This is a genomic window from Thalassobacillus sp. C254 (assembly GCF_001310615.1).
Map to the genome: position 1 here is coordinate 1 of NZ_BAXQ01000012.1, position 22,745 is coordinate 22,745.

Genomic DNA, 22,745 nt, shown 5'->3' on the forward strand with positions numbered 1-22,745 from the left:
GGCAAACTCTGAAAGCACCCACAATACGGGTGCTTTTTTATAAACAAAATGATTAGCATTTGAACCTCTCTTATTTCTAAAGATGTATTGACAAGGTATGCTTCAAGTATTACAATAGAAGCTGTCAGTCAATAGATGCTAACTTCCATGCTTCCATAGCTCAGTCGGCAGAGCGCTTCCATGGTAAGGAAGAGGTCAGCGGTTCGAGCCCGCTTGGAAGCTCCATTATACATACAATTTCTAAGTAGATTCTGTTTAAATAGAATCTGCTTTTTTGTGTCTGCACCTGTATGAATGTATTCAGGGGACACTACGCCAGTCCACTCATGCCCATAAGAATACATAGGGAAAATGGCAGCCGGGCACCATGAAAAAGAGGTGATCTAAATGTTATTTAATATTATGATTGGTTTTCTTTTTCCTTGGGTTATGGGTCTGATCCTTTATAAAAAAGATAAGCAGGTGATTACGCGAGCCGTGCCGTTTGTTTCTGTTATTTCGCTGATCATAAACATTCTTGGAAACAGGTACTGGGTTGTTAAACCAAAAATTTCTTCAAGAAAGCTGCAATTTTTGACTACCATGCCTCATAATTTTGGTTACTTTCCGATCCTAGGGGCTCTAATGATTTATTGGCGGAAAAAAAGAGTTTTTTCAGAAAAAGCAGATCTGTTTCTATGCACTCTTCTCAGTACATTCTTTGAACTTATTGCTGTAGCAGCAGGAAGGGTAGAGTATCGCAATGGCTGGAATATCTATAAAACTTTTCTTTCTTATTTGTTTCCAGCTTACTTATTATACAAGTTTAACTGTTGGAGAGAACGATCCACAATCAGCAGCATGAATATGTAGTAAGTACATTCTTTAATCAATGAACTGCTCGTGTTTCAGGATGATGATATACCCATACCTTGGGGATCATGTCATTTACTGGAAATTGGAGTACAATAAGAGATATCCTCAGCACCTCTCTAGTGTACTTGCAGATCGAGGAGCCCCTAAGTTGAACTTTTCGGGCTCCTCTTTATGTACATTGATTAATCCCATCCAAGAAGGAATCTGCTTACATTACCCCACCCTTTGTTCTAAGAAAAATCCTTGCAGTCTTGGTGTCTCAATGAGGACTTGACCTGCATATCTTCCACTTTACCGCCTGATTTAATTTACTCCATAAAAGGTGTAACACACCCCCTTCTTTTTGATTTTTCGTTTGGTCTCTTCCTTTTGATTGTTTGGTTTGCTTTTATACTAAGATCCTCTTGTTCTTCAGTTCTCTTTCTAAAGAACGTCGGGACCGTGTTTAAAAATGGACAGGAAGGAGAATCTAAAAACGTGACAATGGGACACAAGCTTTAGCATCTATTGGCTGTCTATGATGCTGAATATGAAAGAGGATGGGTTTAGAAAAGGAGGATAAGGCGTGGAAACTGATTTTATATGGGAGTCAGTTTTGATGGTATTGGTAGGTTTCTTATTACTGCGAGTTACAGGCAGAAAATCAATTTCCCAGCTGACAATCCCGGCCACTGTTATCTTAATTTCAATCGGTTCAATTATTGTACAGCCCATTATTGAAACAAGTGTAGTAAAAACGGTTATTTCTGTTGCTATTTTTGTATTGGTGCTTTTGATCGTTGAATACCTCCAAGTGAAATCAAACCGAATGGAAAAATTTTTTACTGGTGGATCGGTACCAGTAATAAAAGATGGCAGACCTCTTCTAAAAAATATCAAAAAGGTAAGGCTTACAGTAGATAAAATCGAAATGCATCTCAGGCAAAATGGGATCATCAGCATGGAAAGTGTAAAGAGAGCAACCATTGAACCAAATGGACGTTTAGGATATGAGTTGACAGAAGACGCCAGGCCGCTTACTGTGGGAGAATTCAAGCGTTTATTGCGAGAGTCTAATGAACCGCCGCCGAAAGAAGGTAATTTGTTTAGAGAAGCTGAAGAAGGGAAACACCTCAATCCTCCCCCGGAAAAATTGGACTAGGGCAGGGCATGATGAGTCAATGGATTGTAATCACTTTTTGTTAGTGAGAGAATAAAAGAGGCATGCAGAGAATTTATAGATGGAGGGATGGTAAAGGTGAGTTTGTTTCGGAGAGGAGACAATAAGAGAAAGCATATAGACCAGGCACAGGAGTTTTTATTTGAAGGAGAAGAGCTTGAGAGTACATATGGACTCATGGTCGACTTCGTTGCTTTTACGAGTCACCGTATTCTCTTTGTTGACCGTTCCCTTATTTCTAAATCCCGGTCAGCAGTATACAGTATTCCTTATGAAAAAATTGAGGAAATAGCCATTGAAAAGACTGGGGTGTTTGCTTTTTCAAATAATATCGAAATCGCAACAAAAAGAGGAACTCATCAGCTTCAATTTCTAAAGGATACGGATGTAATGGAATTTTATCGAAAGCTCTCTCAGCGTATTTGCGAACGGTCTAAACAGTAAGTTTTTGAATAAAGCAAAGCCATTGTAATGACAGGGTTTCTACTGTTGATTACAATGGCTTTCATATTTTTCAATTTGACGAAAAGCTTTTTGGCGTAGTTGTGCTTGTGTGCTTTCTAGTAGAGCATTCCATGGGATATTGAGGTCTTGCTGGATCACAGTTTCACAGGACCTTCCCTGAAAAATGATCATTCCAAAAATTGCTACTGCATCAATTTCAGGTGCACGCTTTAAGGTTTCTTCCACATTAATAGCAAAGTGATAGACCGTATTCCTGGGCTCCTCTGTTAATTGGACATTACCGATAACAATGGTTTCTAATTTCATAGACATATACACTCGCTTTTCTTTGATTATGGTTCAAAAAAGAGAGAAAAAGAAGTACAGCAGCTGGCTGGCATAGTGTATCTTCATACCTTAGCCCCTAGTGTTTTCGTCACTGCTTTTCAGCAGCTTTGCCTTTTCATCTAAACTTATGATATAGCCTTTATTTTACAAGAAAACAGAGAATTTAAAAGGATTTTTCTGTTAAGCTCTCGATGACCCAATTTTTATAATTATATGCATATCACTTTGTGCTCACCTGTGTTACTTGATAATAGGGCGCGAGGCGCCTGACAGGAGATCTTTAAATACTGCTTTCTGGGCTGGCCAAATGTCTGGCAGCTTATCCAAGGGAAAAAATTTCAGTTGAAGAGATTCTTCACTTTTTCTTAGCTGTCCGCTGAATTCTTTGCAAGTAAACATGATTTTAACGAGAGAGACCTCATCTCCATTCTGTAAAATACGTTCCTGCTTTTTCCCTGAATAGATTCCAAAAATCTCTACCTCACCCAAGGTAAGTCCTGTTTCCTCAAATATTTCTCTTTTCGCTGTTTCTTCTATGGTTTCTCCTAACTCCATGTAGCCTCCGGGGTGTCCCCACTTTTGGTTATCTGAGCGAAGTTCCAGAAGAAGACGGTTTTCTTCATCAAAGATCAGCACTCCTGCAACCACCATAATTACCTTGTTCTTGCCTGTAAAGCTTCGTAAGTATGTAATATAATCCTCTTTCAAAAAAACACTCCCTTTTTAAAATCGTTGTCATCTCTTTGAAGCGGAATGAATAACATAGTAAAGTGTGTGAGTTCTTCATGGCTTGCTGGTGCGAAAGAAAGTTTAAGTCGGAAGAACCGGGGGTAAATAAACCTTGCTCATTTAATGACAGTGTTTATTTACCATAACCCCTTAGAGGATAACATAATAGGAGGAAGTAACGAATGAAAACCGAAGTTAACGAATTGATTGATTACTTGGCAGACCAGGTAGCATCCTTATCAAAAGAAAATGCTTTGCTCAAATCAAAGATCGAGTATCTTACAGGTGAACAAATACATGAGAAAAAGACTGAAGAGGCCAAATGATTTCAAAGGGGCTTCCCTATGATGGGATGCCCCTTTGTTTTTTAGTGCAACTTCCTATCCTTCTGCTTTATGACCTCCCACCAGAGTAGAACGGTGGCGGGCGGTGCCGGCCTTTGTATAAGAGACGGCCCGCAAAAGAGAATCCGCCCCATGTTTTGCTCTTACTTGATCCATTACATAGCCCAAAGCTTTTCGCTTTGGCTTTTTCGGATCAAACAGACTGAGCTGAGTGCAGCTGTCTTCACAAACCTTCGATAAGGTAACAGACAGGCTTCTCACCGTTTCACCGCGGTAGTGCTTTCGAAAAGATGAAGGCAGACATGGTAGATTTCCTTTGTTTCATTCGTCGGCTCAGATACGGTATAGGAACGGTGAAAACCGCCTGCTTCCTTGTGACTGTACCCAACGCCGAGACTGATCGTCCGGCCGGCTTTTCGTTCCCTTCTGGCTCGTCTTGCCACTTCTTCGCTCATTTCAAGAATGACATGCTTTATTTCTTCCTCCTTTTCATAATCACGAAGAAGAATCTGGCTTTTACCGTAGCTGATTTGGCCGTCCAGAATAGGAGCTCCTATTTCTGAGAGATCAATTCCCCACGCATGATGGTACAGCTGGCTGCCCATAACACCAAATTGTTTTTCAAGAAGTTCAATGGGAGTTCGGGCCAATTGCCCAACTGTTCGTATTCCTAAACGGTTCAGGTTTCTCTCCATCCGACTGCCGATGCCCCACATCTTGCTAAGGGGCTCCACGGGCCAGAGCTTTTCTTTTACGTCTTCAAATTGCCATTCAGCGATCCCTTTCTTTTTTGCATCAAGATCAAGGCACAATTTTGAGAGAAGCATATTTGGGCCGATACCAATGGCACACATGAGTCCAAAACGTCTGAGCATGCTGCGCTGAATCACTTTTGCCATCTGACGGGGAGAGTCATAAAGGTGAAGAGAGCCATCCACTTGAAGAAAGCTTTCATCCACACTATAGGTATGAATATGAGCGGAGGGAACAAATTCAGCAAAGAATTTAGTCAGTTCTACAGAAGTTTTTAAATAAGCACTCATCGACGCATTTACGATCTGTATGTCAGGGTCGTCCGGAATTTCAAACAGACGGCTTCCTGTTTTGATGCCAAATTTCTTTTTCATAGCTGGTGTTGCTGCCAGAACCACGCTTCCTGACCGTTTTGTATCAGCTACGACAGCAAGGCAGCATGTGAGAGGATCATGTCCAAGGTCAATTGCCGAGCAGCTTGCATAAAAGCTCTTCATGTCTATACAGAGAATGGTTTTTCTTTTAATTTGACTGTACAGAGTATCCATGAGCTTCACCTCGCCATGCAGTTTCTCTTTATTATATGCGAACATAGGTTCTTGATTCAAGGTGAAGGGTGCTGGTAAAAATTGATTAGGTGCCAGGCACTGCAGCAGGGAGGGAAGGAGAAATGCCTTTGAATCAAAGAAAAGTACCATAAGCATGTTACAAAAAGATGACAGTTGCGTAAGGTGCCAGGCACCCCGAAAGAGGTGTCTGGAAGCGTCGTGTAGAATGAAAAAGAGAATTAAAATGTAAAGCTGGTGGTCAGCCTGATGTCAATTAATGAAATAGTGGTACTAGTTCTTGTTGTTTTTATGATCATAGGGGCTGCAGATAAGATAGGCGGCAATCGTTTCGGCTACGGTGAACAGTTTGAGCGGGGATTTATGGCGATGGGCCTTTAGCGATCGCATGATCGGAATTATCTCCTTGGCTCCAGTTCTTGCAGAGCTTCTCCGGCCGGTGGTGGTTCCCTTTTTCTCATGGATAGGGGCAGACCCCGCTATGTTTGCTACTGCGTTGCTTGCCTTGGATATGGGAGGGTATCCACTGGCTTTGGAGTTAGCTGAAAGCAGGGATGCTGCTTTGTTTGCCGGCATTTTACTGGGCACGATGCTTGGTCCCACCCTTACCTTTACTATTCCAGTGGCTTTAGGTCTCATTGAAAAAGAAGATCGTCCTTACTTAGCAAAAGGGATTTTGGCAGGGCTTACTACGATTCCTCTCGGCCTTCTTGCGGGAGGGGCGGCTGCAGGTTTTTCAATGGAGATGATGCTTCGAAGCATTGTGCCATTGTGATTTTCTCCGGGGGGATTGCTTTAGGCCTGTGGCTTCAGCCCGTGTTATGGTGACTCTTTTTATGCTGTTCGGCCAGGGGGTGACGGCCTTGATGGTTGGAGCAACAGCGGTTATCACCTTTCAAACGCTCACAGGCTGGACACTTGTTTCTGGCATGGCCCCTATTAGTGAAGGGATCCAAATTGTCGGCATGATAGCTATTATGCTCGCAGGAGCTTTCCCTCTGGTCCATTTTTTAAAAAAGGCTTTTGGGAAGGCTCTGTCTCCATTAGGAAATAAGGTACATATGAATGAAATCTCAGTTGTCGGCTGGCTGTCCTCTTTAGCTCATGCCATTCCTATGTTTGAGATGGCTCGGGATATGAACCCCCGTGGAAAAGTAATGAACTTTGCTTTTGCAGTGAGCGGAGCATTCATTTTAGGAGGACACCTTGCTTTTACTGCCTCTGTAGAAGAGGAAATGATTACAGCTATGATGATCGGAAAGATCACGGGAGGAATCACGGCAATGATAGCAGCCTTTGTGTTAACAAGGGGACTGGAAGCAGAGGTTCAAAAGTAATAAACCACAAAAAGGAGGAAAGGATATGGATATTAAACGTCAAACAGTACTTGTTACAGGAGGAAGCAGAGGACTGGGCGAAGCAGTGGTGCGGGCATTTGCCCGTGAAGGGGCCAATGTCGTCATTAACTATTACCAAAGCAAAGAAAGAGCCGAGAACCTTGCTGAGAAACTCGGTGAACAAACGGTTGCTCTCCAGGGAGATGTGCGCAGCAAAGAAGCGGTTGAGAAGATTTTCAAGGAAGCGGCGGCATACTTTAAGACGCCGATCACAACCATTGTAAATAACGCCTTAGTTGGTTTCAGCTTTGATCCAGTGGAAAGAAAAAATGCGGAGGACATCAGCTGGGAGGATTTTTCCGTTCAATTTGAAGGAAGCGTCCAAGCTGCTTTGAATACTGCACAAGCGGGAATTCCTGACATGAAAGCACAGGAATTCGGTCGCATAGTTAACATTGGAACGAACCTTGTGCAAAATCCAGTGGTTCCCTACCACGATTATACAAGTGGAAAAGCTGCATTGCTTGGGCTTACAAGAACCATGGCCCGTGATCTCGGGCCATACGGAATCACCGTGAACATGGCTTCTGGCGGACTGTTAAAAGAAACGGATGCCAGTAAAGCAACATCAGCAGAGGTATTTCAAATCATTCAGCAGAATACACCTCTTCAGCGGGTCATTACACCTGAAGAAATGGCTGATGCCGTTTTGTTATTCGCCTCCCCCTAAGCAGAGCGGTGACGGGGCAAAATCTTATTGTAGACGGCGGTCTCGTGATGAAGTAAAGAGGCAGAGAGCGCTGTTAGATAAAGGAAGTGATCGGAATGTGCGGGCGGTATACGTTGACAGCGGACAAAAGAATGATCCAAAGAAGGTTCGCAGCAGAAGTCATTCCAGAAAGAGTGGATGGAAGGTACAACATTGCTCCAAGTCAGGAAGTGCTTTGCATTATAAATGACGGAACAAATAACCGGGCGGGCTTTATGCGCTGGGGACTGGTGCCTTCCTGGGCGGATGACCCGAAGATCGGGGTTAAAATGATCAATGCAAGAGCTGAAACAGTGCATGAAAAGCCGGCTTTTAAAAGGCTGTTGCAGCGCCGGCGCTGCTTGATTGCAGCCGATGGATTTTATGAATGGAAACAGGAAAACGGTGGAAAACAGCCTTATCACATTCAGGTAAAAGAAAAGCCCCTGTTTGCGTTTGCCGGTTTGTGGGACAAGTGGGAGAAAAAAGGGGAAGTTATTAGTTCCTGCACTATTATTACGACGAAGGCCAATTCTCTTATAGAAGATATTCATGCCCGAATGCCTGTCATTTTAAGGGCGGAAAGGGAAAAAGAGTGGCTCGATAAAGAAGAGGATGATCCTTATCATCTAACAACATTGTTAGAGGCTTTTCCATCAGAGAAAATGGAGGCTTATCCCGTTTCCCCCGAGGTTAATCACCCAAAAAATGAATACGCCAGCCTGATTAACTCATTGTAAAAACAGGCGTCATCCTTGATGGCGCCTGTTTCTAATCCGCAGAAGAGTGCTTTTTAAATGTCATAGAAAACAAGAGCAAAGCGAGAAATGAAAGAACAGTGAGTCCAAGAAACAGGTTGGAAAAGATGGTATTCTCCCCCTGCAGAGCAAAAGGATTCAACACAATCCCTGTATCCTGAAGGTCTAAAATTGCTCCAAAGGAAGCACTGCTAAAAGCTCCTGCTACAAAGTTTAACAAATTAAACAGTCCAATCCCTACTCCTGTTTGTTTAGCAGGCAGGATAGCAGAGAGAATATTTGCTGTTGAGCTTTGAATAAGCGGGAAGCCAATATAGGAGATAACCAGGCACACAGCAATAATCCAGGGAGCAAATCCGGCAAAGGTGGAAAGAAGGATTGTTCCGGAGCCTATGAGAACTAAAGCCAGGACCACCACCTTTTCCCCGCCTATTTTGTCTACAAGCTCTCCCCCCGAACGTCCTAGTATACCGGCGATCATAGCCCCCGGGAAAAGAACAAATCCAATAGCTAAGGTGCTTAGGTCATAGAGGTCCCGAAGCATAATAGGGATGACAAAAATCAGGCCAAACAATACACTGGTTCCTAGAAAGCTTGTCAGTATGGTAATAGTGTAGGCCCGGTTTTTTAACATTTCAGGCCTGATAAAGGGATCTTCAGCTTTCAGAATTCTAAGGATAAAGAATACAAAAGATAAAGAAGCGACAGGGATAAGCCACATCATGAGCGTGGTGACAAAGGCTAGAAAAGAAGCAATCGCTATACTAAATAGGAGTGCACCAAGGTAGTCTATTTTTCCTTCTCTCTTTTCTTCTGCAGGCATCCACTTACGAAAAAACGGGATGGCGAAAACGGAGGCAACAGAAAATAAAAACAAATAACGCCAATCAAGGATGCCGGCAATAAGCCTCCGGCAATAGGACCGATCCCTGAAGCAAAGGCAATAGTAGAGGAGATGATACCAAACACCTTTCCCCGTTCATTAGGGAAAAAGCGGGTTGGGATTATAAACGCCAGGGCAGGAATAGTCGCACCTCCGATTGCCTGCAAAATCCTTGATGCAAGCAAAAAACCATAGGAAGGAGAAAGGAAACCTAACAGCGCCTAGAGCGAACATGCTGATCCCAAATGTAAGAATCGAACGGATGGGAAAGATATCCGCAAGCTTTCCATACATTAATGCACCGACAGCATTCACCATGATGTAACCGGTCATCACCCAGCTGACTTGCGAAGGAAGCAGATTAAAGTGATCAGCGATATCCGGTATGGCTACATTAAACATCGTACCATTCATAACAGAAAAAATAAGAATGAGAGCAACGAGACGAATAAGTCGTTTTTTTAATAAGGGCTCAAGCTCAGGAGGAGAATGAGCACTAGTTGCAGAAGTAGTCATACATTTCCTTCTTTCACAACGAATTCTCTGGCTTAATGAGTAAAATGAAGTAAGGTAGGGAAAAGAACTATAACTTGTACTCAGCCAGCTTTATTTAAAGACCAGATGTTAATATTACGAGTCTCTAAATATATTGTCAACAAACGCGCCTTTCTATAACGCTGGAAGAATGAAGAGGCATACCCCAGAAGCTTTTGGAATAAAGATAGAGGGCTTGGAGGAAGAGCAGAAAAATTTAGAAGTCAGCATACAAGAAAAAGAAAAATATTATGTAAGCGCTTTCTAAAAATAGGAAAGAAGGTGGTCAGGTGGTAAACGCAGCGAAAGATAATATTGCTTACTTTTTGATTGGCTTTATTCTGGTAGGACAAACAATCAGTGCGCTTGTCATGAGCATACCAAGGATTAGCAATGTCTTACATCTCCTATGGATCGGCTTTATCGTAGCTGCCTTTACAGCCAGTGTTGTAGCTCTCTTTTCAGATATAAAAAAGCAAGAAAAGGATTAGGCTGGATCGTTGGATCTTTAACCATATCCGGCGTTCTGCTTCTCTACCACTTGGAGACCCTGTACGAAATGATCATGATATTAACTCATTAAGCTGCCCCCTTTGGAAAGAAAAAGGGGGCGGGAATTTTGAAAGCAGTAAAAGAAGTCATTGAGGGGGAAAGTGATTCTTCCTTTTCCCGCACCACAAAAACAAAAACAAAAGAGAGAAGCCGACGATAAGGAACGGCGCAACCATAATCAGAAAATAACTCCATCCAGACATAGCATTCCTCCTATTGTTTTTTTCCTTGTACATACTCGGTATCAAATAAAAAAAGACTCATAAGCAAAAGCAGTGAAGGAATAAGCAGCACCATTCCGCCTGCAAAAGCCAAAAGTAAGGCAAAGGCCATTGAATCATTAACGACTCCGTCATAAATGGTGAGGTGAGGATAAAGCAGGTAGGGTAAATGGGAGGCTCCGTACCCAAACCAGGCGGTAAAGTATTGGGTCATCACGCATACAAAAGCGAGCCCCGGTTTTCTTCTCTTCCATGTTAAAAAAACGACTCCACAGAAAAAGAAGAAAGAGATCATGAATATCCAGCTGAGATCTGCCAGGACTTGAAAGCGTACAGGGCTGTGGCGGCTGATGGCGAACACAACGAAAAGGCTTGCGAGCATTACAGGGAAAGCCAAAAATAAGGTGTACTTACGGAAAAGTCTGTATGCTTTTTCCTCGGCAGCTTTCCAGCTATAAAAGGCAAGAAAAGATGATGAAATAAACAAAACGCTCACCATGGCCAGAGATACCAGGCTCCAGGGCAGCCAGCTTGTTAAAAGGTCATGATAAAGAAGTTCAATTGTTCCGTTAGAAAACTGCAGAAAACCGCCTTCTGAAATAGCAAGAATTACCGTGAGAGAGGCCGGTATGAAAAGGCCGGCAGTTCCATAGAAAAAAGAATACAATAAATTATCTTTCGAGCCATATGTGTTGAAAGCATAGTAAGAGCCCCGAACAGCGAGAAGTACTATTGTAATGCTTACGGGAATTAACAGGACTGTACCGAAATAGTAGGCAGTGGCAGGAAAAAAGCCTACGAGGCCTATAAAGAAAAAAACGAGGAATACATTGGTGACTTCCCAGACCGGAGAGAGGTACCGTTGAATTAATTGATCTATTTCAGCGCTTTTCTTTGTGGCCTTATTATAAAAGTGGAAAAAGCCCGCCCCGAAATCAACAGAGGCCGCAAGTAAATAGCCATAAAGAAACAGCCAGAGAATACCAATACCAATGATTTCATAATTCATATACTCACCTCTGTGAAAGTCCTCGTTTAAAGATCTCACGGTCAACAGGGTTATGTGTAAACATTCTCCAGAGGACGATCCCCGCAGTTGCACCTAAAACGGCATATAAGCCGGTAAATAGATAGAGCACAGCATCCACATGATAAGCAGTGGTTGCCCCCTCAGTGGTACGCATAACCTGGTAGAGAATCCAGGGCTGACGACCAACTTCTGTAAAAATCCATCCTGCTTCCACAGCGAGCATAGCAAGTGGACCTGAAATAATGATCCCTTTCATCAATGCTCGGTGATAAAGCTTGCCGGGGAATTTCCAGAAATAAAGCAAGTACAGAGCAGAAATAAACAATAAGTACACCCCGCTTCCAACCATGACATCAAACAAGTAATGTATCCATAACGGGGCGATGTCTTCTTCAGGAAATCGATCAAGCCCGGTTACATGAGCGTCAGGCCTTCCATGAGCAAGGATACTTAAGGCATAAGGGAGTTCTAGAGCATAACGGACTTCTCCATTTTCAAGTAAGACTCCCCCAAGCAAAAGAGGGGCATGAGCAGTACTTTCGAAATGCCATTCAGCTGCTGCAAGCTTTTCAGGCTGATAGTGAGCAAGATACTTGCCTGACAAATCTCCTATCAAGACAGTGCTGATGGAGAAAACAAATGCAGCTGTCATCGTAAGGTGGAGAGCCTTTTTATGGTAGACATGTGTTTCCCCTCTGATAATCCGTAAGGCTCCTATCATTGCGAGGATAAGGCTGAAGCAAGATAGCAGGTAATGAGCACGTGAGCTGTTTTTGTAGGGACAGCAGGGTTAAACATTGCTGTAAGGGGGCTTATATCAACTAAGGTGTTTCCAATAATTTCAAAACCCTGGGGGGCATTCATAAATGCATTGACTGTCGTTATAAAGAAAGCTGAGGAAGCTGCTCCAATGACAACCGGCATGAGGAGCAGCAAGTGTTTTACCGGATTTGTAAAGCGGTCCCACGTGTATAAATAGATTCCTAAAAATATAGCCTCAACAAAGAAAGCGAAAGTTTCCATAAACAATGGCAAAGAGATAGCTTGCCCGGCCAACTGCATAAAATCAGGCCATAAGAGGCTTAATTGCAAGCCTATAGCTGTACCGGTCACAACACCTACAGCTACAGTTACTACAAATCCTCTCGCCCAGCGGCGGGCAAGGAGTATATAGTGAGGGTCATTTTTGCGAATACCTGTCCATTCTGCTAATGCAATCATGAGCGGGACGCCAACACCAATGGTCGCAAACAGAATATGAAAACTAAGGGTCAAAGCAGTGAGGATCCGGCTGTAGACAGCAGGATCATATTCGATAAACATAACGTTTTCCTCCCGGCCGACCATATATTTAAATGCTTTGAAAGTATAGGTTTTTTACAGCGTAATAAGGTTTAAAAAAGGCAGGGTAGTAACTGACTTTAAATCAGTAGTTCTTACGCCTGGCCAACAACGAAAAGGGGGAAGGAAGGCAATATGGTAACAATCTATGAGGGCCTGACTGCTTTTATGTATAAGCTCTGGACATAAAAAGCACCGGCGGTAATTGATACCAGCCGGTGCTCTAAGATGAAGCTTACATATTCTTTTGCAGTTTCGCAGCAATTTCGTAGAAATCTTCTATATTATAGCCTGGTGCAAACTCTTCCGGTTTTGGTTCAAAGTCAGGTTTTTCTCCTCCTTCAGGCATGCCTTCAACCACTTCGAGGGTGCTGCCGTCTTCGGGGTGCTCCCCGACCCAGATTTTATCAATATCCTTATAATCCTCCGGAGAGAAGGTGAAAAGCTTTCTGTGGAGGCCTCGTCTTTCATGCTGCTCTGCCTCAGGGAATTTACTGTTTTCTAGATCTGGAATTGGAAGCATCTTTTTCACATCTACTCCTGTTAATGTTTCAAGTGCTTTCGCATATGCTACTGTATGAACACCTCCGCGAACAAGTAAGTAACCAATCATTTCTCGTGCTGCCGGGTTATCTGTCATTTCATAGACACGCATTTTATGAGTCCGGGCTCCACATTCAAGAAAGAAATTGTGAAGGAGGTCGAGTACAAGGTTTCCGCTGTTAAAAACGTAATCTCCCTGCCATGGCTGGCCTAAGGCATTTGCAGGCATGCTGGACTGGGCATTTACTATAAAATGGTGCGGGTTAGCTGCAGATTTACCTGGTTCTAACGGGGCATCTAAGGGAGATTTATGATCCGTAGCACCTTCCATCAATGAGTTAATAGAGGCAGTTACCAGTTCTACATGTCCAAGCTCTTCGCCAGTGATGCTTGCAATAAGGTCATAATAGGGTTTTAGTTTCTTTTTAGAGCGAAAATTAAAGGATTGGTTCATGTAGTTCATCAAGGTTGACATTTCACCAAAACGTCCGCCCATTAACTCTTGTACCGCGTTTGCTGCATCCGGATCTGGTTTGTCGGGCTTTGGAAGTTCAATCTGTAAACGATCGAATCTTTGGAACATGAATAAACAACTCCTTTAGAAAATTGAAGAAAAATCTTCCTGTTTCTTCTACCCTCTTCTTTCCTATTTAAACTCATTAAAAATAGGTTTTTGGAGCCGAAATTTGTCTGTCCCTTCATACCGTCAAAAGATTTCGCATAAATTAGAAAAGGATATTTTTCAGCAAGCAGGAAAAGGCCCGTGAAAAGTGAGAAAGGAGATTATTCTTTTTTAATACAGGGTAGGGAGAGAGGTGTAGATAATAAGTAAGTGTGACAGCAAGGGAATGTGACAAAGAGTTCATTCTCGTTTGCTTTTATCTGTGGTAAGATAAAGTGGTGTAAATGTGTGCAAAACTACTTATATTTATTATTTTCAAAGAAACTCTTTTATAAAGCCAGTCTTGAAGAGATGGTGTGAATGAGCACTTTACATAACAGGTACTGAAGAAAATAAGAATGGGAGCGTATTTTTGTGTTCATAGACATTGACGGAGTGAACGTAAACTATCATGTATCCGGCAAAGGCCGAAATATTGTTCTGCTTCATGGCTGGGGAGCGAATATACAAGCATTTGCCCCTGTGCATCAATTTTTAGAAAAGAATTTTCGCGTGTGGTCGATAGATTTCCCTGGTTTTGGGGAAAGTGACGAGCCACCGGAACCTTGGGGCGTAGGTCAATATACTTATTTATTTAAGCAGTTTCTGCAGAAGCTGGAAATTGAAGATCCTGTGCTGGTAGGCCATTCTTTTGGGGGGAGGGTCTCTATTAAGTATGCATCTGAGTATGCTTCAGAACACCCGATCCGTAAGATTATTCTGGTAGACAGCGCCGGGGTAAAGCCAAAAAGAGAATTGAAGTATTATATTAAGGTCTATACGTACAAAGCATGCAAACAAGTACTAAGGCTCCCGGGCTTAAGCAAATACCGGGAAGAAATATTAAACAAAATAAAAGGAAAAGTGGGTTCGGCAGACTACAAGAATGTATCAGGAGTGATGCAGCAATCTCTGGTGCATGTAGTCAACGAAGACCTGCAGCATCATTTGCCGGATATAAAAGTTCCTACCTTGCTTGTGTGGGGGGAAAATGATGAGGCAACTCCGGTGGAAGATGGAAACTGATGGAAGAAAAGATTCCCGATGCCGGGCTGGTGGTTCTTAAAGGTGCAGGCCACTACGCGTACCTGGATAATTTAAATGAGTTTCTGATGATTATCGATAACTTCCTTCAGAAAGACAAGGAGGAATAACGCTTTATGACAAGTTTATTAATTATATTATTTTTAAGTATCTGGGGCTTTTATACAGCGATCAGAATAAAGAAAAGCACTCATATGCTCCAGCTTAACTCCTACCGCAATGAGCGGATTTGGAAGTGGATGAACGAACATAAAGATTTGGTGTACCAGCGAAAGGACTTTTGGCCTCTGCTTGCCATTATCCCACTGATTTTCGGGGCTGAAAACACTGCACTTCTTCTTGGTACTGCTCTTTATGGATTAAATATTTATTTTCAGCCAAAGGTTACTGAAAAGAAAAAGCTAGTGTTTACCCCGAGGGTAAAACGGTTGTTAGCAACTATAGGTATCCTTTACCTTATCGTTGCGGTCGTTGCAGCTTTGATTGGGGCCGGAGCGAGGTTTCCCTTCTTTGGTTTATGATTCCGCTGATTGTGAGCAATATTTTGGCCTACTTTGTCATGATTGCTGCCAATACCATTAACTGGCCTATTGAGAGTCAGGTTAACCAGTATTACTTTAATGATGCGGAAAAGATCATTAAAAGTATGCCTAACCTTGAGGTAGTGGGGATAACAGGGAGCTATGGGAAAACAAGTACTAAGCATATGCTTGAAACAGTGCTTTCCTCTCAATTTAATGTTCTGATGACTCCTGAAAGCTATAATACCAAAATGGGCGTAACAAAAACGATTCGAACGATGCTTAAGCCTATCACGAAATCTTCATTGCAGAAATGGGCGCTAAGCAAGAGCATGATATTCAGGAAATCTGTGAGTTAGTTCATCACAAATACGGTGTTCTGACTGCTATCGGAGAACAGCATCTGGACACCTTCAAGACTCTTGATAATATTAAGAAAACAAAATACGAGATTGTAGAAACATTGCCTCATGATGGGACAGCGTTTGTCAATAAAGACGATGAGAACATTATGGCATACCAACAAAAAAATAAAGTCAGAACCATGTATTACGGCATTGATGCAGAGGACCTCCATTACCGGGCTACTGATATTACTTATTCCTCAAAAGGAACTCATTTTACCGTTACAAAGTACGATGGAACCTCTGTGGAAATGCAGACGAAGCTGCTTGGCCGTCATAATATTTACAACATCCTCGCAGCGGTAGCCATTGGATCAGAGAAGGGTATTTCCCTTGAAAAGATTGCACAAGCAGTCAAAAAGGCACAGCCTGTTCCGCACCGTCTTGAACTTAAAAAGCCGAATGGAAACATCACGATCATTGATGATGCCTTTAACTCCAATCCGGTTGGTTCAAAGATGGCTCTTGAGGTTCTGGGACAGATGCCAGAATACAAGATTCTGATTACTCCCGGGATGATTGAACTGGGAGATAGAGAGTATGAATTAAACAAAGCGTTAGGGATGCACGCAGCTGACGCTTGTGACTTTGTTATTCTCGTCGGAAAAAAACAAACAATTCCTTTGCAGGATGGCTTAAAGGAAAAAGGGTACCCCGAATCCCAGTACTTTGTAGCAAGAAACCTGCAAGAAGCTTTAGACAAAATGAATGAGCTTGCAACTCAAAAATCAGTGGTTCTTTTAGAGAATGATTTACCCGATACATTCAATGAGTGAGAAATTAGGAGGAAAGCGGCATGAAAACTAGAGTCGGAGTATTTTTTGGCGGTGTCTCTGTTGAGCATGAGGTTTCTGTAATCTCAGCTCTCCAGGCCATCAATGAGATGGACAGCAGCCAGTATGAGGTTATACCAGTATATATAAGTAAGGATCGGAACTGGTATACGGGAGAACAGCTCCTGGATATTGATAAATATAAGGATATCAAAAAGCTTCTTTCAGAGGCTCAAAAGGTCATTGTCACGAAGAATGAGGCGGGCGGAGTTGCTCTGCAGAAAGACCCTGCCCCTAAATTTGGAAAGAAAATAATGGCTGAGATTGATGTAGCTTCCCAATCATTCACGGTACATTTGGAGAAGACGGCGTGCTTCAAGGGTTATTTGAATTGTTTGACCTGCCTTATGTTGGCTGTGATGTTCCATCATCTGCTGTTGGAATGGATAAAATTCTCATGAAGCAGGTATTAAGGGACTCAGGTCTGCCGATTCTTGATTACGTATGGTTTTATAATAGCCAGTGGAATGCAGACAGCGAGGATTTTATCGAAGAGATAGAAGAAAGGCTTCAATATCCGGTAATTGTCAAGCCGGCTAATCTTGGCTCTAGTGTGGGAATCAGCAAAGCAGGAAACCGGGAAGAATTAGAAACAGCTGTAGAGGAAGCCATGGAATTTGCCGCCAAAATTGTTGTGGAACGAATGGTGACCGATATGAAAGAGGTAAACTGCTCTGTCTTAGGAGATTACGAGGATGCAGAAGCTTCCGTTATTGAAGAAGTTCTGAAAACCGAAGAAATCTTGAGCTACCAGGACAAATATCAAGGTGGCGGTAAAGGAGGAGGCGGAGCCTCTAAAGGAATGGAAAGCACAGACCGTATTATTCCTGCAGACATTCCAGGAAACCTTGAAGAAGAAGTGAAAGACCTTGCCATTGATACATTTCAGCTTCTTGGCTGCAGCGGCGTCTCTCGTATTGATTTCCTTATTGATAACAGCGAACAAAGAGTATATATAAATGAAATTAACACCATTCCCGGTTCTTTATCTTTTTACTTATGGGATCCAGCTGGAAAAGACTTCAAGCAGCTTACTCACCAAATGATTCAATTTGCTTTAAAGCGTAAAAGAGAAAGAGAAAAGCTTACGTTTTCGATTGATTCTAACTTATTTTCTTTGCATAGTGCTCAAGGAGCAAAAGGTGGAAGCAAAGGCGGCTCAAAATCGAGTAACCGTTAGGAAAGCTAAAAGAGGCAGCCATCAAAGGCAGCCTCTTCCCTTTTTTTAAAAGAAATAAAGAGATTTTAAATTTTTTCTCTAAAAATAGTAATAACCTATTGATTTATAATATAGTTTGATATATAATATTTTTTGTCAGTGAGACAATATATATTCATTTCAACATGGCCCGTTGGTCAAGTGGTTAAGACACCGCCCTTTCACGGCGGTAACACGGGTTCGAATCCCGTACGGGTCACCACTACTTTTGCTCTCATGGAAGAGGGCTTTGTTTTTTTCTTAAAATATAATTGAGGTTGACATGGAAACCTTAATATGTTTTAATTGGAAGGTATCTTTTTTGGAGGGGTAGCGAAGTTGGCCAAACGCGGCAGACTGTAAATCTGCTCCCTCTGGGTTCGGCGGTTCGAGTCCGTCCCCCTCCACCATTTTATTTATATGGACGAGCCATTAGCTCAGTTGGTAGAGCATCTGACTTTTAATCAGAGGGTCGGAGGTTCGAATCCTCCATGGCTCACCATTTACTTAATAGTTGCCCATTCATGGACGTGTTAGAGTCGGCTTTTTTGCCGACATGTTTTAATATGGTTTACATAAGTACGGATTCTCGTTTGTCTTCTTGCATGCGGGAGTAGTTCAGTGGTAGAACACCACCTTGCCAAGGTGGGGGTCGCGGGTTCGAATCCCGTCTTCCGCTCCATAATCTGCGGGTGTAGTTTAGTGGTAAAACCTCAGCCTTCCAAGCTGATGTCGTGGGTTCGATTCCCATCACCCGCTCCATATAAGAAGGGGCCTTAGCTCAGCTGGGAGAGCGCCTGCCTTGCACGCAGGAGGTCAGCGGTTCGATCCCGCTAGGCTCCACCAATAATGATAACGATCCTTAGTGATGCACTAAGGTTTTTTTGTGTTTTTATACATACCATAGTTCAGGAAGCAAAAGAAAATGAACGCATGTTTAGAGACTGTCATCGGTAAAACAGCTTTCCCAAAGAACAAGAGAAGAAAAAAATATCCCTCAGTCATCACTGAAGGTAATTAATGCTTTGCAAAATAAGAGTCATATTTATTTAATAATGAGTCGAGTTTCTTGCTTAGTTGAACGACCTCGTTGGAGAACAGAGGCTTACTCCACGCTTCTTTATTCAATTGCTCCCTGATCATCTCAATTTCATTGATGAGGCTTTCTTCCGGCACAATCTTCACCTCTTTCTCCACTTTTTCCTAAATATGGTATACCCCCAATTTAGGAAAAGCAAACATTACAAATAGCATATTTTTAAAAAATCTTCCATATGCATATCTTGGTGCGAAAAAAATTTTGGTACAATAAGGAAGATTGATTTTCTTATCGAGATAATGAAACTTTAAAGCTCCTTCTTTCGTAGAAGAAGGACCCGAGCTGGGCGGAGGTTGAGATAATGGATGCCCTGGTAAAACGGCTGATTAAAGAAGTGAAAAACGGGGATCAAGAGGCGTTTGCAGAATTGATCGATCTTTATAAAGATAAAGTATACCAAATTGCTTATCGTATGACAGGAAACGCTCATGAAGCACAGGATGTTGCACAGGAAGCTTTTTTAAGAGCTTATGCCAATATTGAAAGCTTTGATGAGCAAAGGAAGTTTTCTACCTGGCTGTTCCGCATTGCTACAAATTTATGTATTGACCGCTTACGGAAAAAGAAGCCTGATTATTCACTGGATGCAGAGGTGAAAGGTACAGAGGGCGTCACCGGTTACTCACAGGTTGCAGCAGCAGGGCCATTGCCTGAGGAAGAAGTGGTAACTGTAGAAATGCAGGAGTGGATTCAAAAGGAAATTTCTTACTTGCCTCCTAAATACAGGTCAGCTATTATTTTAAGGTACATAGAAGATTTGCCCATAAAACAAATTAGTGACATATTAGATCTGCCGGCAAATACCGTGAAAACTCACTTGCATAGAGGAAGGGAAGCGTTAAGAAAGCGACTTGGCGGCGCATGATGAAGGGAGGGAGTTACCATGGCTTGTGATCACTACCATGATCGAGTGCTAAAAAGATATTTTAACGAAGAGTTAGACGCGAAAGAAAGAGCCTCGTTCTATGAGCACTTAAAAAAGTGCAGCACTTGCCATTCCCATTATCATGAAACAACAAAAACAATAGCTTTTATACAAAGTGCCTCGCATTTAGAGGCTCCTGGCTCTTTCACAGCCAGTGTAATGGAACAGCTCCCTAAAAAAGAAAAAGAGCTGCCTGGAAAAATGGGCGTATAACCACCCGGTGGCTGCAGCCTCTGCTATCTTTCTTCTTTTAATGTCTTCAAGTCTATTTTCAATATGGAATGATCAATCCGGCCAGGAAATATCGGTCCAGGGGAGCGGGAATGTTCACATCAATAAAGAAAACGGAATGGTTGTCATTCCTGAAGATGAAGTGGTAGAAGGAGACTTAATTGTCCAAAATGGCAGTGTTGAAGTCCATGGTGAAGTTTTAGGAGACTTAACCGTGATTAATGGAGAGCCTATTTGGCATCAGCCGGGGAAGTAGCCGGAGAAATTGAAGAGGTGGATCAGGTGCTGGAGTGGATCTGGTACCATGCAAAAAGACTCACTGGGATATCCTGTCTGGAAACGAGGAATAGCCATCCGCTGACACCGGGTGGTTTTTCATGATTAAATAGTGGTAAGGCAAGAAAGCTGTACTCTGACCAAGAAAGAAACAAAACTTTTGGAGCACCGAAGAAGCAAAACGGCTCCTAAGGATTTTATGCTATAATATATTGGTCGTTGGTTAGCTTTTTCCGTAAAGAAGAAAATGGAGGAAGAGCGATGTTCCCTATTGGAGAAGATATTCAATTCCTTACCTGGCTTGGAAGGATTGTCGATATATTATTAGTCACATATGTCATTTACAAAATGATTATGGTAATCCGGGGGACCCGGGCGGTACAGCTTGTTAAAGGGATCACTGTGATTTTGGCTGTCTGGTTTTTGAGCAGCTTTTTTGGTCTGAGAACGTTACAGTGGATCATGTCACAGATGGTTACATACGGCTTGCTTGCCATTATCATAATCTTTCAGCCTGAATTAAGAAGGGCGCTGGAACAGCTGGGACGCGGCAGAATATTTGGCGGCAGAACGGCTCCAGAGGAAGAAAGCTCTTATAAGACAGTGGAGGCAATTATAAAGTCTGTAAATTACATGGCTAAACGCCGGATCGGGGCGCTGCTGTCCATTGAAAAGGAAACAGGTATGAATGATTACGTAGAAACCGGTATCCCCATGAATGCAAGCATTACTTCGGAGCTTTTGATTAACGTATTTATTCCAAACACCCCCCTCCATGATGGGGCTGTCATTATTAGAAACAATGAAATATCAGCTGCTGCCTGCTACCTGCCTTTATCTGAGAATCCATTTATCTCGAAGGAGCTAGGTACAAGGCACCGAGCTGCTCTTGGCATCAGTGAAGTAACCGATAGTTTGACCATAGCTGTATCAGAGGAAACAGGAAGCATATCCGTCACGAAAAACGGAGACCTTCACAGAGATATTGATGAAGAAACACTAAGAGCAATGCTTGAAAAGGATTTAGTAATAGATCAAAAGCAAAATGGTTCTACTCTCTGGCAGTGGGGAGGGAAAAAGAATGGATAAACTTTTCAACAATCATTGGTTTATTAAGTTTATTTCATTAATGATTGCTGTGATGCTCTATACAATGGTAAACATGGAGAATGTTAATAATCAGCCGGGAGCACTCCCAACAGTAAACGAAACCACACATATGATCGAAGATGTGGAAATAGAAGCATATTATGACGATGAACAGTACGCAATTGTAGAGATAGCAGAAACAGTTGATATCACTCTTACAGGACCCCAGAGCTCTATTACTATGTTTTTGGTGAACCCGAATTATGAGGTCTATGTAGATTTAGAAGACCGGGGAGAAGGCATTCATCATGTTAATATTCAGCATAGCGGGTTTCCTGCAGAGCTGGCTGTGTCCATTGTTCCTCAAAACATTCAGGTAGAACTCCAGGAGAGGGAAACCGTTTCTCTACCTGTAGAAGTGGAATTGCAGAATACTGAGGGAGTGGAAGATGGCTATACTTTAGGCGCCCCCCAGGTGTCCCCGTCAGAAGTAGAAGTGACAGCACCGAGGGCAGTCCTTAATCAAATTAGTTCAGTAAGGACTTTTATTGATGTAGCAGGAACAAACGAAAGAGTAGAAACTACAGGAACCGTAGCTGTATATGACGAATTTGGCAACGAGCTGAATGTAGAGGTGAATCCTGAAACCGTAGATGTGGAAATTCCTGTAACAAGCCCATTTGTCTCTGTACCTGTTAATTTAACAAGGGAAGGCAGCCTGGAAGAAGGATTGACCATAGTAGATTTAGAACTTGAACCTACTGAGGTGACGATCTTTGGGCCTCAGGAAGTAATCGACGATATACAAGTGGTCGAGGGTGTGGTGTTAGACTTGTCTGCCATAACTGAAAGTCAGACGTTAGAGCTGGAGGTAGAACCCCCTCCAGGAGTAGAAGAGGTAAGACCGAATACCGTCACTGTCACAATAGAAGTGGCAGATGAGGAAGAAGCAACGATCGAAGATGTCCCTATTGAAATTGAAGAAGGGGAAGATGGTGACACCATTGAAATTACTGATCCGGAAGAAGAAACTACGGACGTAGATGTTTACGGGTCAGAAAGTGAACTGGAAGCCATTGAAGAGGAAGATATTCGTATCATTGGTGAAGTAGAAGAAGGGAAGATGGTGAACAAACAGTCCCTTTAGAAGGTGAAGGACCAGAAGAAATCACAGTGGAACCTGAAGTGGAAGAAGCTGAGGTAGAAATATCTGAAGAAGAAGAACAAGATAACAATGATGAAGAAGAAAATGGGAACGATAATGATGACGAAACCGAAGAGTAGGGTCATGTGAGTTGGTCATTGAAGGAGAGATAGTA

General features: G+C 42.5%; 26 protein-coding genes, 7 tRNA genes, 5 pseudogenes and 1 riboswitch. Of the genes and pseudogenes, 28 read left to right on the top strand and 10 right to left on the bottom strand.

Features of this window, described 5'->3' with window-relative positions; all coding sequences use genetic code 11:
- Positions 1 to 149: 149 nt before the first annotated feature.
- The 4 genes from JCM19033_RS12115 (at position 150) to JCM19033_RS12130 (ending at position 2,458) form a co-directional block, all read left to right on the top strand.
- Positions 150 to 225, top strand: a tRNA-Thr gene (locus tag JCM19033_RS12115).
- 162 nt (positions 226 to 387) lie between these two features.
- Positions 388 to 852, top strand: coding sequence for a hypothetical protein (locus tag JCM19033_RS12120; RefSeq protein WP_054636492.1), 465 nt, complete (start codon positions 388 to 390; stop codon positions 850 to 852).
- Between the two features lie 568 nt (positions 853 to 1,420).
- A complete protein-coding gene (locus JCM19033_RS12125; RefSeq protein ID WP_269758168.1) occupies positions 1,421 to 1,996 on the top strand; it encodes a DUF421 domain-containing protein in 576 nt (191 codons plus the stop codon).
- A 96-nt stretch (positions 1,997 to 2,092) separates the two neighbouring features.
- On the top strand, positions 2,093 to 2,458 hold the full coding sequence (locus JCM19033_RS12130; protein WP_198153493.1) for a PH domain-containing protein: 366 nt from the start codon (positions 2,093 to 2,095) through the stop codon (positions 2,456 to 2,458).
- 39 nt (positions 2,459 to 2,497) lie between these two features.
- On the opposite strand, the gene JCM19033_RS12135 is transcribed toward JCM19033_RS12130, so the two are convergent.
- Positions 2,498 to 2,791, bottom strand: coding sequence for a hypothetical protein (locus JCM19033_RS12135; RefSeq protein ID WP_054636494.1), 294 nt, complete (start codon positions 2,789 to 2,791; stop codon positions 2,498 to 2,500).
- 49 nt (positions 2,792 to 2,840) lie between these two features.
- Positions 2,841 to 2,928, bottom strand: a riboswitch (cyclic di-GMP riboswitch).
- 118 nt (positions 2,929 to 3,046) lie between these two features.
- On the bottom strand, positions 3,047 to 3,457 hold the full coding sequence (locus JCM19033_RS12140) for an NUDIX hydrolase (RefSeq protein WP_054636577.1): 411 nt from the start codon (positions 3,455 to 3,457) through the stop codon (positions 3,047 to 3,049).
- 260 nt (positions 3,458 to 3,717) lie between these two features.
- Here JCM19033_RS12140 and JCM19033_RS23465 point away from each other — a divergent pair, with 260 nt between their 5' ends.
- Positions 3,718 to 3,861 carry a hypothetical protein gene (locus JCM19033_RS23465; RefSeq protein WP_157049855.1) on the top strand — a complete coding sequence of 48 codons (144 nt, stop codon included), beginning with the start codon at positions 3,718 to 3,720 and terminating at the stop codon, positions 3,859 to 3,861.
- 54 nt (positions 3,862 to 3,915) lie between these two features.
- Here the strand turns inward: JCM19033_RS23465 and JCM19033_RS12145 are convergent.
- Positions 3,916 to 5,180 (bottom strand): annotated as a pseudogene (locus JCM19033_RS12145) (UV damage repair protein UvrX).
- Between the two features lie 267 nt (positions 5,181 to 5,447).
- On the opposite strand from JCM19033_RS12145, the pseudogene eutH reads away from it, so the two are divergent.
- The 3 genes and pseudogenes from eutH (at position 5,448) to JCM19033_RS12160 (ending at position 8,023) form a co-directional block, all read left to right on the top strand.
- Positions 5,448 to 6,535 (top strand): annotated as a pseudogene (gene eutH / locus JCM19033_RS12150) (ethanolamine utilization protein EutH).
- Positions 6,536 to 6,560: 25 nt separating this feature from the next.
- Positions 6,561 to 7,321: pseudogene (locus JCM19033_RS12155) on the top strand (3-oxoacyl-ACP reductase).
- Between the two features lie 39 nt (positions 7,322 to 7,360).
- Positions 7,361 to 8,023: an SOS response-associated peptidase gene (locus tag JCM19033_RS12160; RefSeq protein WP_054636495.1), complete on the top strand. Its 663-nt coding sequence runs from the start codon at positions 7,361 to 7,363 to the stop codon at positions 8,021 to 8,023.
- 31 nt (positions 8,024 to 8,054) lie between these two features.
- On the opposite strand, the pseudogene JCM19033_RS23470 reads toward JCM19033_RS12160, so the two are convergent.
- Positions 8,055 to 9,109, bottom strand: a pseudogene (locus JCM19033_RS23470) (MFS transporter).
- The gene (locus JCM19033_RS23480) at positions 9,024 to 9,440 is read right to left on the bottom strand and encodes an MFS transporter (RefSeq protein ID WP_054636497.1); all 417 of its coding nucleotides are present in this window, start codon (positions 9,438 to 9,440) and stop codon (positions 9,024 to 9,026) included. The pseudogene JCM19033_RS23470 and the gene JCM19033_RS23480 overlap by 86 nt, the downstream one beginning before the upstream one ends.
- Positions 9,441 to 9,748: 308 nt before the next feature.
- Here JCM19033_RS23480 and JCM19033_RS12175 point away from each other — a divergent pair, with 308 nt between their 5' ends.
- The gene (locus JCM19033_RS12175) at positions 9,749 to 9,949 is read left to right on the top strand and encodes a hypothetical protein (protein ID WP_054636498.1); all 201 of its coding nucleotides are present in this window, start codon (positions 9,749 to 9,751) and stop codon (positions 9,947 to 9,949) included.
- Between the two features lie 147 nt (positions 9,950 to 10,096).
- On the opposite strand, the gene JCM19033_RS28215 is transcribed toward JCM19033_RS12175, so the two are convergent.
- The 4 genes and pseudogenes from JCM19033_RS28215 to JCM19033_RS12190 all read right to left on the bottom strand — a co-directional run bounded on the left by JCM19033_RS28215 (position 10,097) and on the right by JCM19033_RS12190 (position 13,728).
- On the bottom strand, positions 10,097 to 10,246 hold the full coding sequence (locus JCM19033_RS28215) for a hypothetical protein (protein ID WP_374701239.1): 150 nt from the start codon (positions 10,244 to 10,246) through the stop codon (positions 10,097 to 10,099).
- Entirely contained in the window at positions 10,224 to 11,240 is a 1,017-nt protein-coding gene (locus tag JCM19033_RS12180) for a cytochrome d ubiquinol oxidase subunit II (protein WP_054636499.1), read from the bottom strand. Before JCM19033_RS12180 ends, JCM19033_RS28215 begins: the two co-directional genes overlap by 23 nt.
- 4 nt (positions 11,241 to 11,244) lie before the next feature.
- A pseudogene (locus JCM19033_RS12185) lies at positions 11,245 to 12,584 on the bottom strand (cytochrome ubiquinol oxidase subunit I).
- A 253-nt stretch (positions 12,585 to 12,837) separates the two neighbouring features.
- A complete protein-coding gene (locus tag JCM19033_RS12190; protein ID WP_054636500.1) occupies positions 12,838 to 13,728 on the bottom strand; it encodes a manganese catalase family protein in 891 nt (296 codons plus the stop codon).
- 453 nt (positions 13,729 to 14,181) lie between these two features.
- Here JCM19033_RS12190 and JCM19033_RS12195 point away from each other — a divergent pair, with 453 nt between their 5' ends.
- From JCM19033_RS12195 to JCM19033_RS12245, 13 genes are all read left to right on the top strand, one after another.
- Positions 14,182 to 14,832: an alpha/beta fold hydrolase gene (locus tag JCM19033_RS12195; protein ID WP_269758169.1), complete on the top strand. Its 651-nt coding sequence runs from the start codon at positions 14,182 to 14,184 to the stop codon at positions 14,830 to 14,832.
- Positions 14,832 to 14,960 (top strand): alpha/beta fold hydrolase, encoded by a 129-nt coding sequence (locus JCM19033_RS25765; RefSeq protein WP_269758170.1) that lies wholly within the window; start codon positions 14,832 to 14,834, stop codon positions 14,958 to 14,960. Before JCM19033_RS12195 ends, JCM19033_RS25765 begins: the two co-directional genes overlap by 1 nt.
- A 6-nt stretch (positions 14,961 to 14,966) precedes the next feature.
- On the top strand, positions 14,967 to 15,371 hold the full coding sequence (locus JCM19033_RS23485; protein ID WP_054636501.1) for a hypothetical protein: 405 nt from the start codon (positions 14,967 to 14,969) through the stop codon (positions 15,369 to 15,371).
- Entirely contained in the window at positions 15,368 to 15,730 is a 363-nt protein-coding gene (locus JCM19033_RS23490) for a Mur ligase family protein (protein ID WP_054636502.1), read from the top strand. The genes JCM19033_RS23485 and JCM19033_RS23490 overlap by 4 nt, the downstream gene beginning before the upstream one ends.
- Positions 15,685 to 16,551 (top strand): UDP-N-acetylmuramoyl-tripeptide--D-alanyl-D-alanine ligase, encoded by an 867-nt coding sequence (locus tag JCM19033_RS23495; protein WP_054636503.1) that lies wholly within the window; start codon positions 15,685 to 15,687, stop codon positions 16,549 to 16,551. Before JCM19033_RS23490 ends, JCM19033_RS23495 begins: the two co-directional genes overlap by 46 nt.
- A gap of 20 nt (positions 16,552 to 16,571) precedes the next feature.
- Positions 16,572 to 17,009 carry a hypothetical protein gene (locus tag JCM19033_RS25770; protein ID WP_269758171.1) on the top strand — a complete coding sequence of 146 codons (438 nt, stop codon included), beginning with the start codon at positions 16,572 to 16,574 and terminating at the stop codon, positions 17,007 to 17,009.
- The gene (locus JCM19033_RS12215) at positions 16,919 to 17,788 is read left to right on the top strand and encodes a D-alanine--D-alanine ligase (RefSeq protein ID WP_269758172.1); all 870 of its coding nucleotides are present in this window, start codon (positions 16,919 to 16,921) and stop codon (positions 17,786 to 17,788) included. Before JCM19033_RS25770 ends, JCM19033_RS12215 begins: the two co-directional genes overlap by 91 nt.
- Before the next feature lie 166 nt (positions 17,789 to 17,954).
- Positions 17,955 to 18,029 (top strand) — tRNA-Glu (locus tag JCM19033_RS12220).
- Positions 18,030 to 18,130: 101 nt separating this feature from the next.
- Positions 18,131 to 18,216, top strand: a tRNA-Tyr gene (locus JCM19033_RS12225).
- Positions 18,217 to 18,232: 16 nt separating this feature from the next.
- Positions 18,233 to 18,308: transfer RNA gene (locus tag JCM19033_RS12230), tRNA-Lys, on the top strand.
- 105 nt (positions 18,309 to 18,413) lie between these two features.
- Positions 18,414 to 18,488: transfer RNA gene (locus JCM19033_RS12235), tRNA-Gly, on the top strand.
- A 6-nt stretch (positions 18,489 to 18,494) separates the two neighbouring features.
- Positions 18,495 to 18,568 (top strand) — tRNA-Gly (locus tag JCM19033_RS12240).
- 8 nt (positions 18,569 to 18,576) lie between these two features.
- Positions 18,577 to 18,652, top strand: a tRNA-Ala gene (locus tag JCM19033_RS12245).
- 171 nt (positions 18,653 to 18,823) lie between these two features.
- Here JCM19033_RS12245 and JCM19033_RS12250 read toward each other — a convergent pair.
- The gene (locus JCM19033_RS12250; RefSeq protein ID WP_269758173.1) at positions 18,824 to 18,991 is read right to left on the bottom strand and encodes an aspartyl-phosphate phosphatase Spo0E family protein; all 168 of its coding nucleotides are present in this window, start codon (positions 18,989 to 18,991) and stop codon (positions 18,824 to 18,826) included.
- A gap of 215 nt (positions 18,992 to 19,206) precedes the next feature.
- Between JCM19033_RS12250 and sigW the strand changes: the two genes are divergently transcribed.
- The 6 genes from sigW to JCM19033_RS12275 all read left to right on the top strand — a co-directional run bounded on the left by sigW (position 19,207) and on the right by JCM19033_RS12275 (position 22,573).
- Positions 19,207 to 19,770: an RNA polymerase sigma factor SigW gene (gene sigW / locus JCM19033_RS12255; protein WP_054636505.1), complete on the top strand. Its 564-nt coding sequence runs from the start codon at positions 19,207 to 19,209 to the stop codon at positions 19,768 to 19,770.
- A gap of 18 nt (positions 19,771 to 19,788) precedes the next feature.
- Positions 19,789 to 20,043, top strand: coding sequence for an anti-sigma factor (locus tag JCM19033_RS25775; protein WP_054636506.1), 255 nt, complete (start codon positions 19,789 to 19,791; stop codon positions 20,041 to 20,043).
- A gap of 7 nt (positions 20,044 to 20,050) precedes the next feature.
- Complete coding sequence (locus JCM19033_RS25780) at positions 20,051 to 20,317, top strand: hypothetical protein (protein WP_054636507.1); 267 nt, start codon at positions 20,051 to 20,053, stop codon at positions 20,315 to 20,317.
- A complete protein-coding gene (locus JCM19033_RS25785) occupies positions 20,296 to 20,442 on the top strand; it encodes a hypothetical protein (protein ID WP_269758174.1) in 147 nt (48 codons plus the stop codon). Before JCM19033_RS25780 ends, JCM19033_RS25785 begins: the two co-directional genes overlap by 22 nt.
- A 156-nt stretch (positions 20,443 to 20,598) precedes the next feature.
- Complete coding sequence (cdaA, locus tag JCM19033_RS12270) at positions 20,599 to 21,426, top strand: diadenylate cyclase CdaA (RefSeq protein WP_054636508.1); 828 nt, start codon at positions 20,599 to 20,601, stop codon at positions 21,424 to 21,426.
- A complete protein-coding gene (locus JCM19033_RS12275) occupies positions 21,419 to 22,573 on the top strand; it encodes a YbbR-like domain-containing protein (protein WP_054636509.1) in 1,155 nt (384 codons plus the stop codon). The genes cdaA and JCM19033_RS12275 overlap by 8 nt, the downstream gene beginning before the upstream one ends.
- The last annotated feature ends 172 nt before the right edge of the window (positions 22,574 to 22,745 follow it).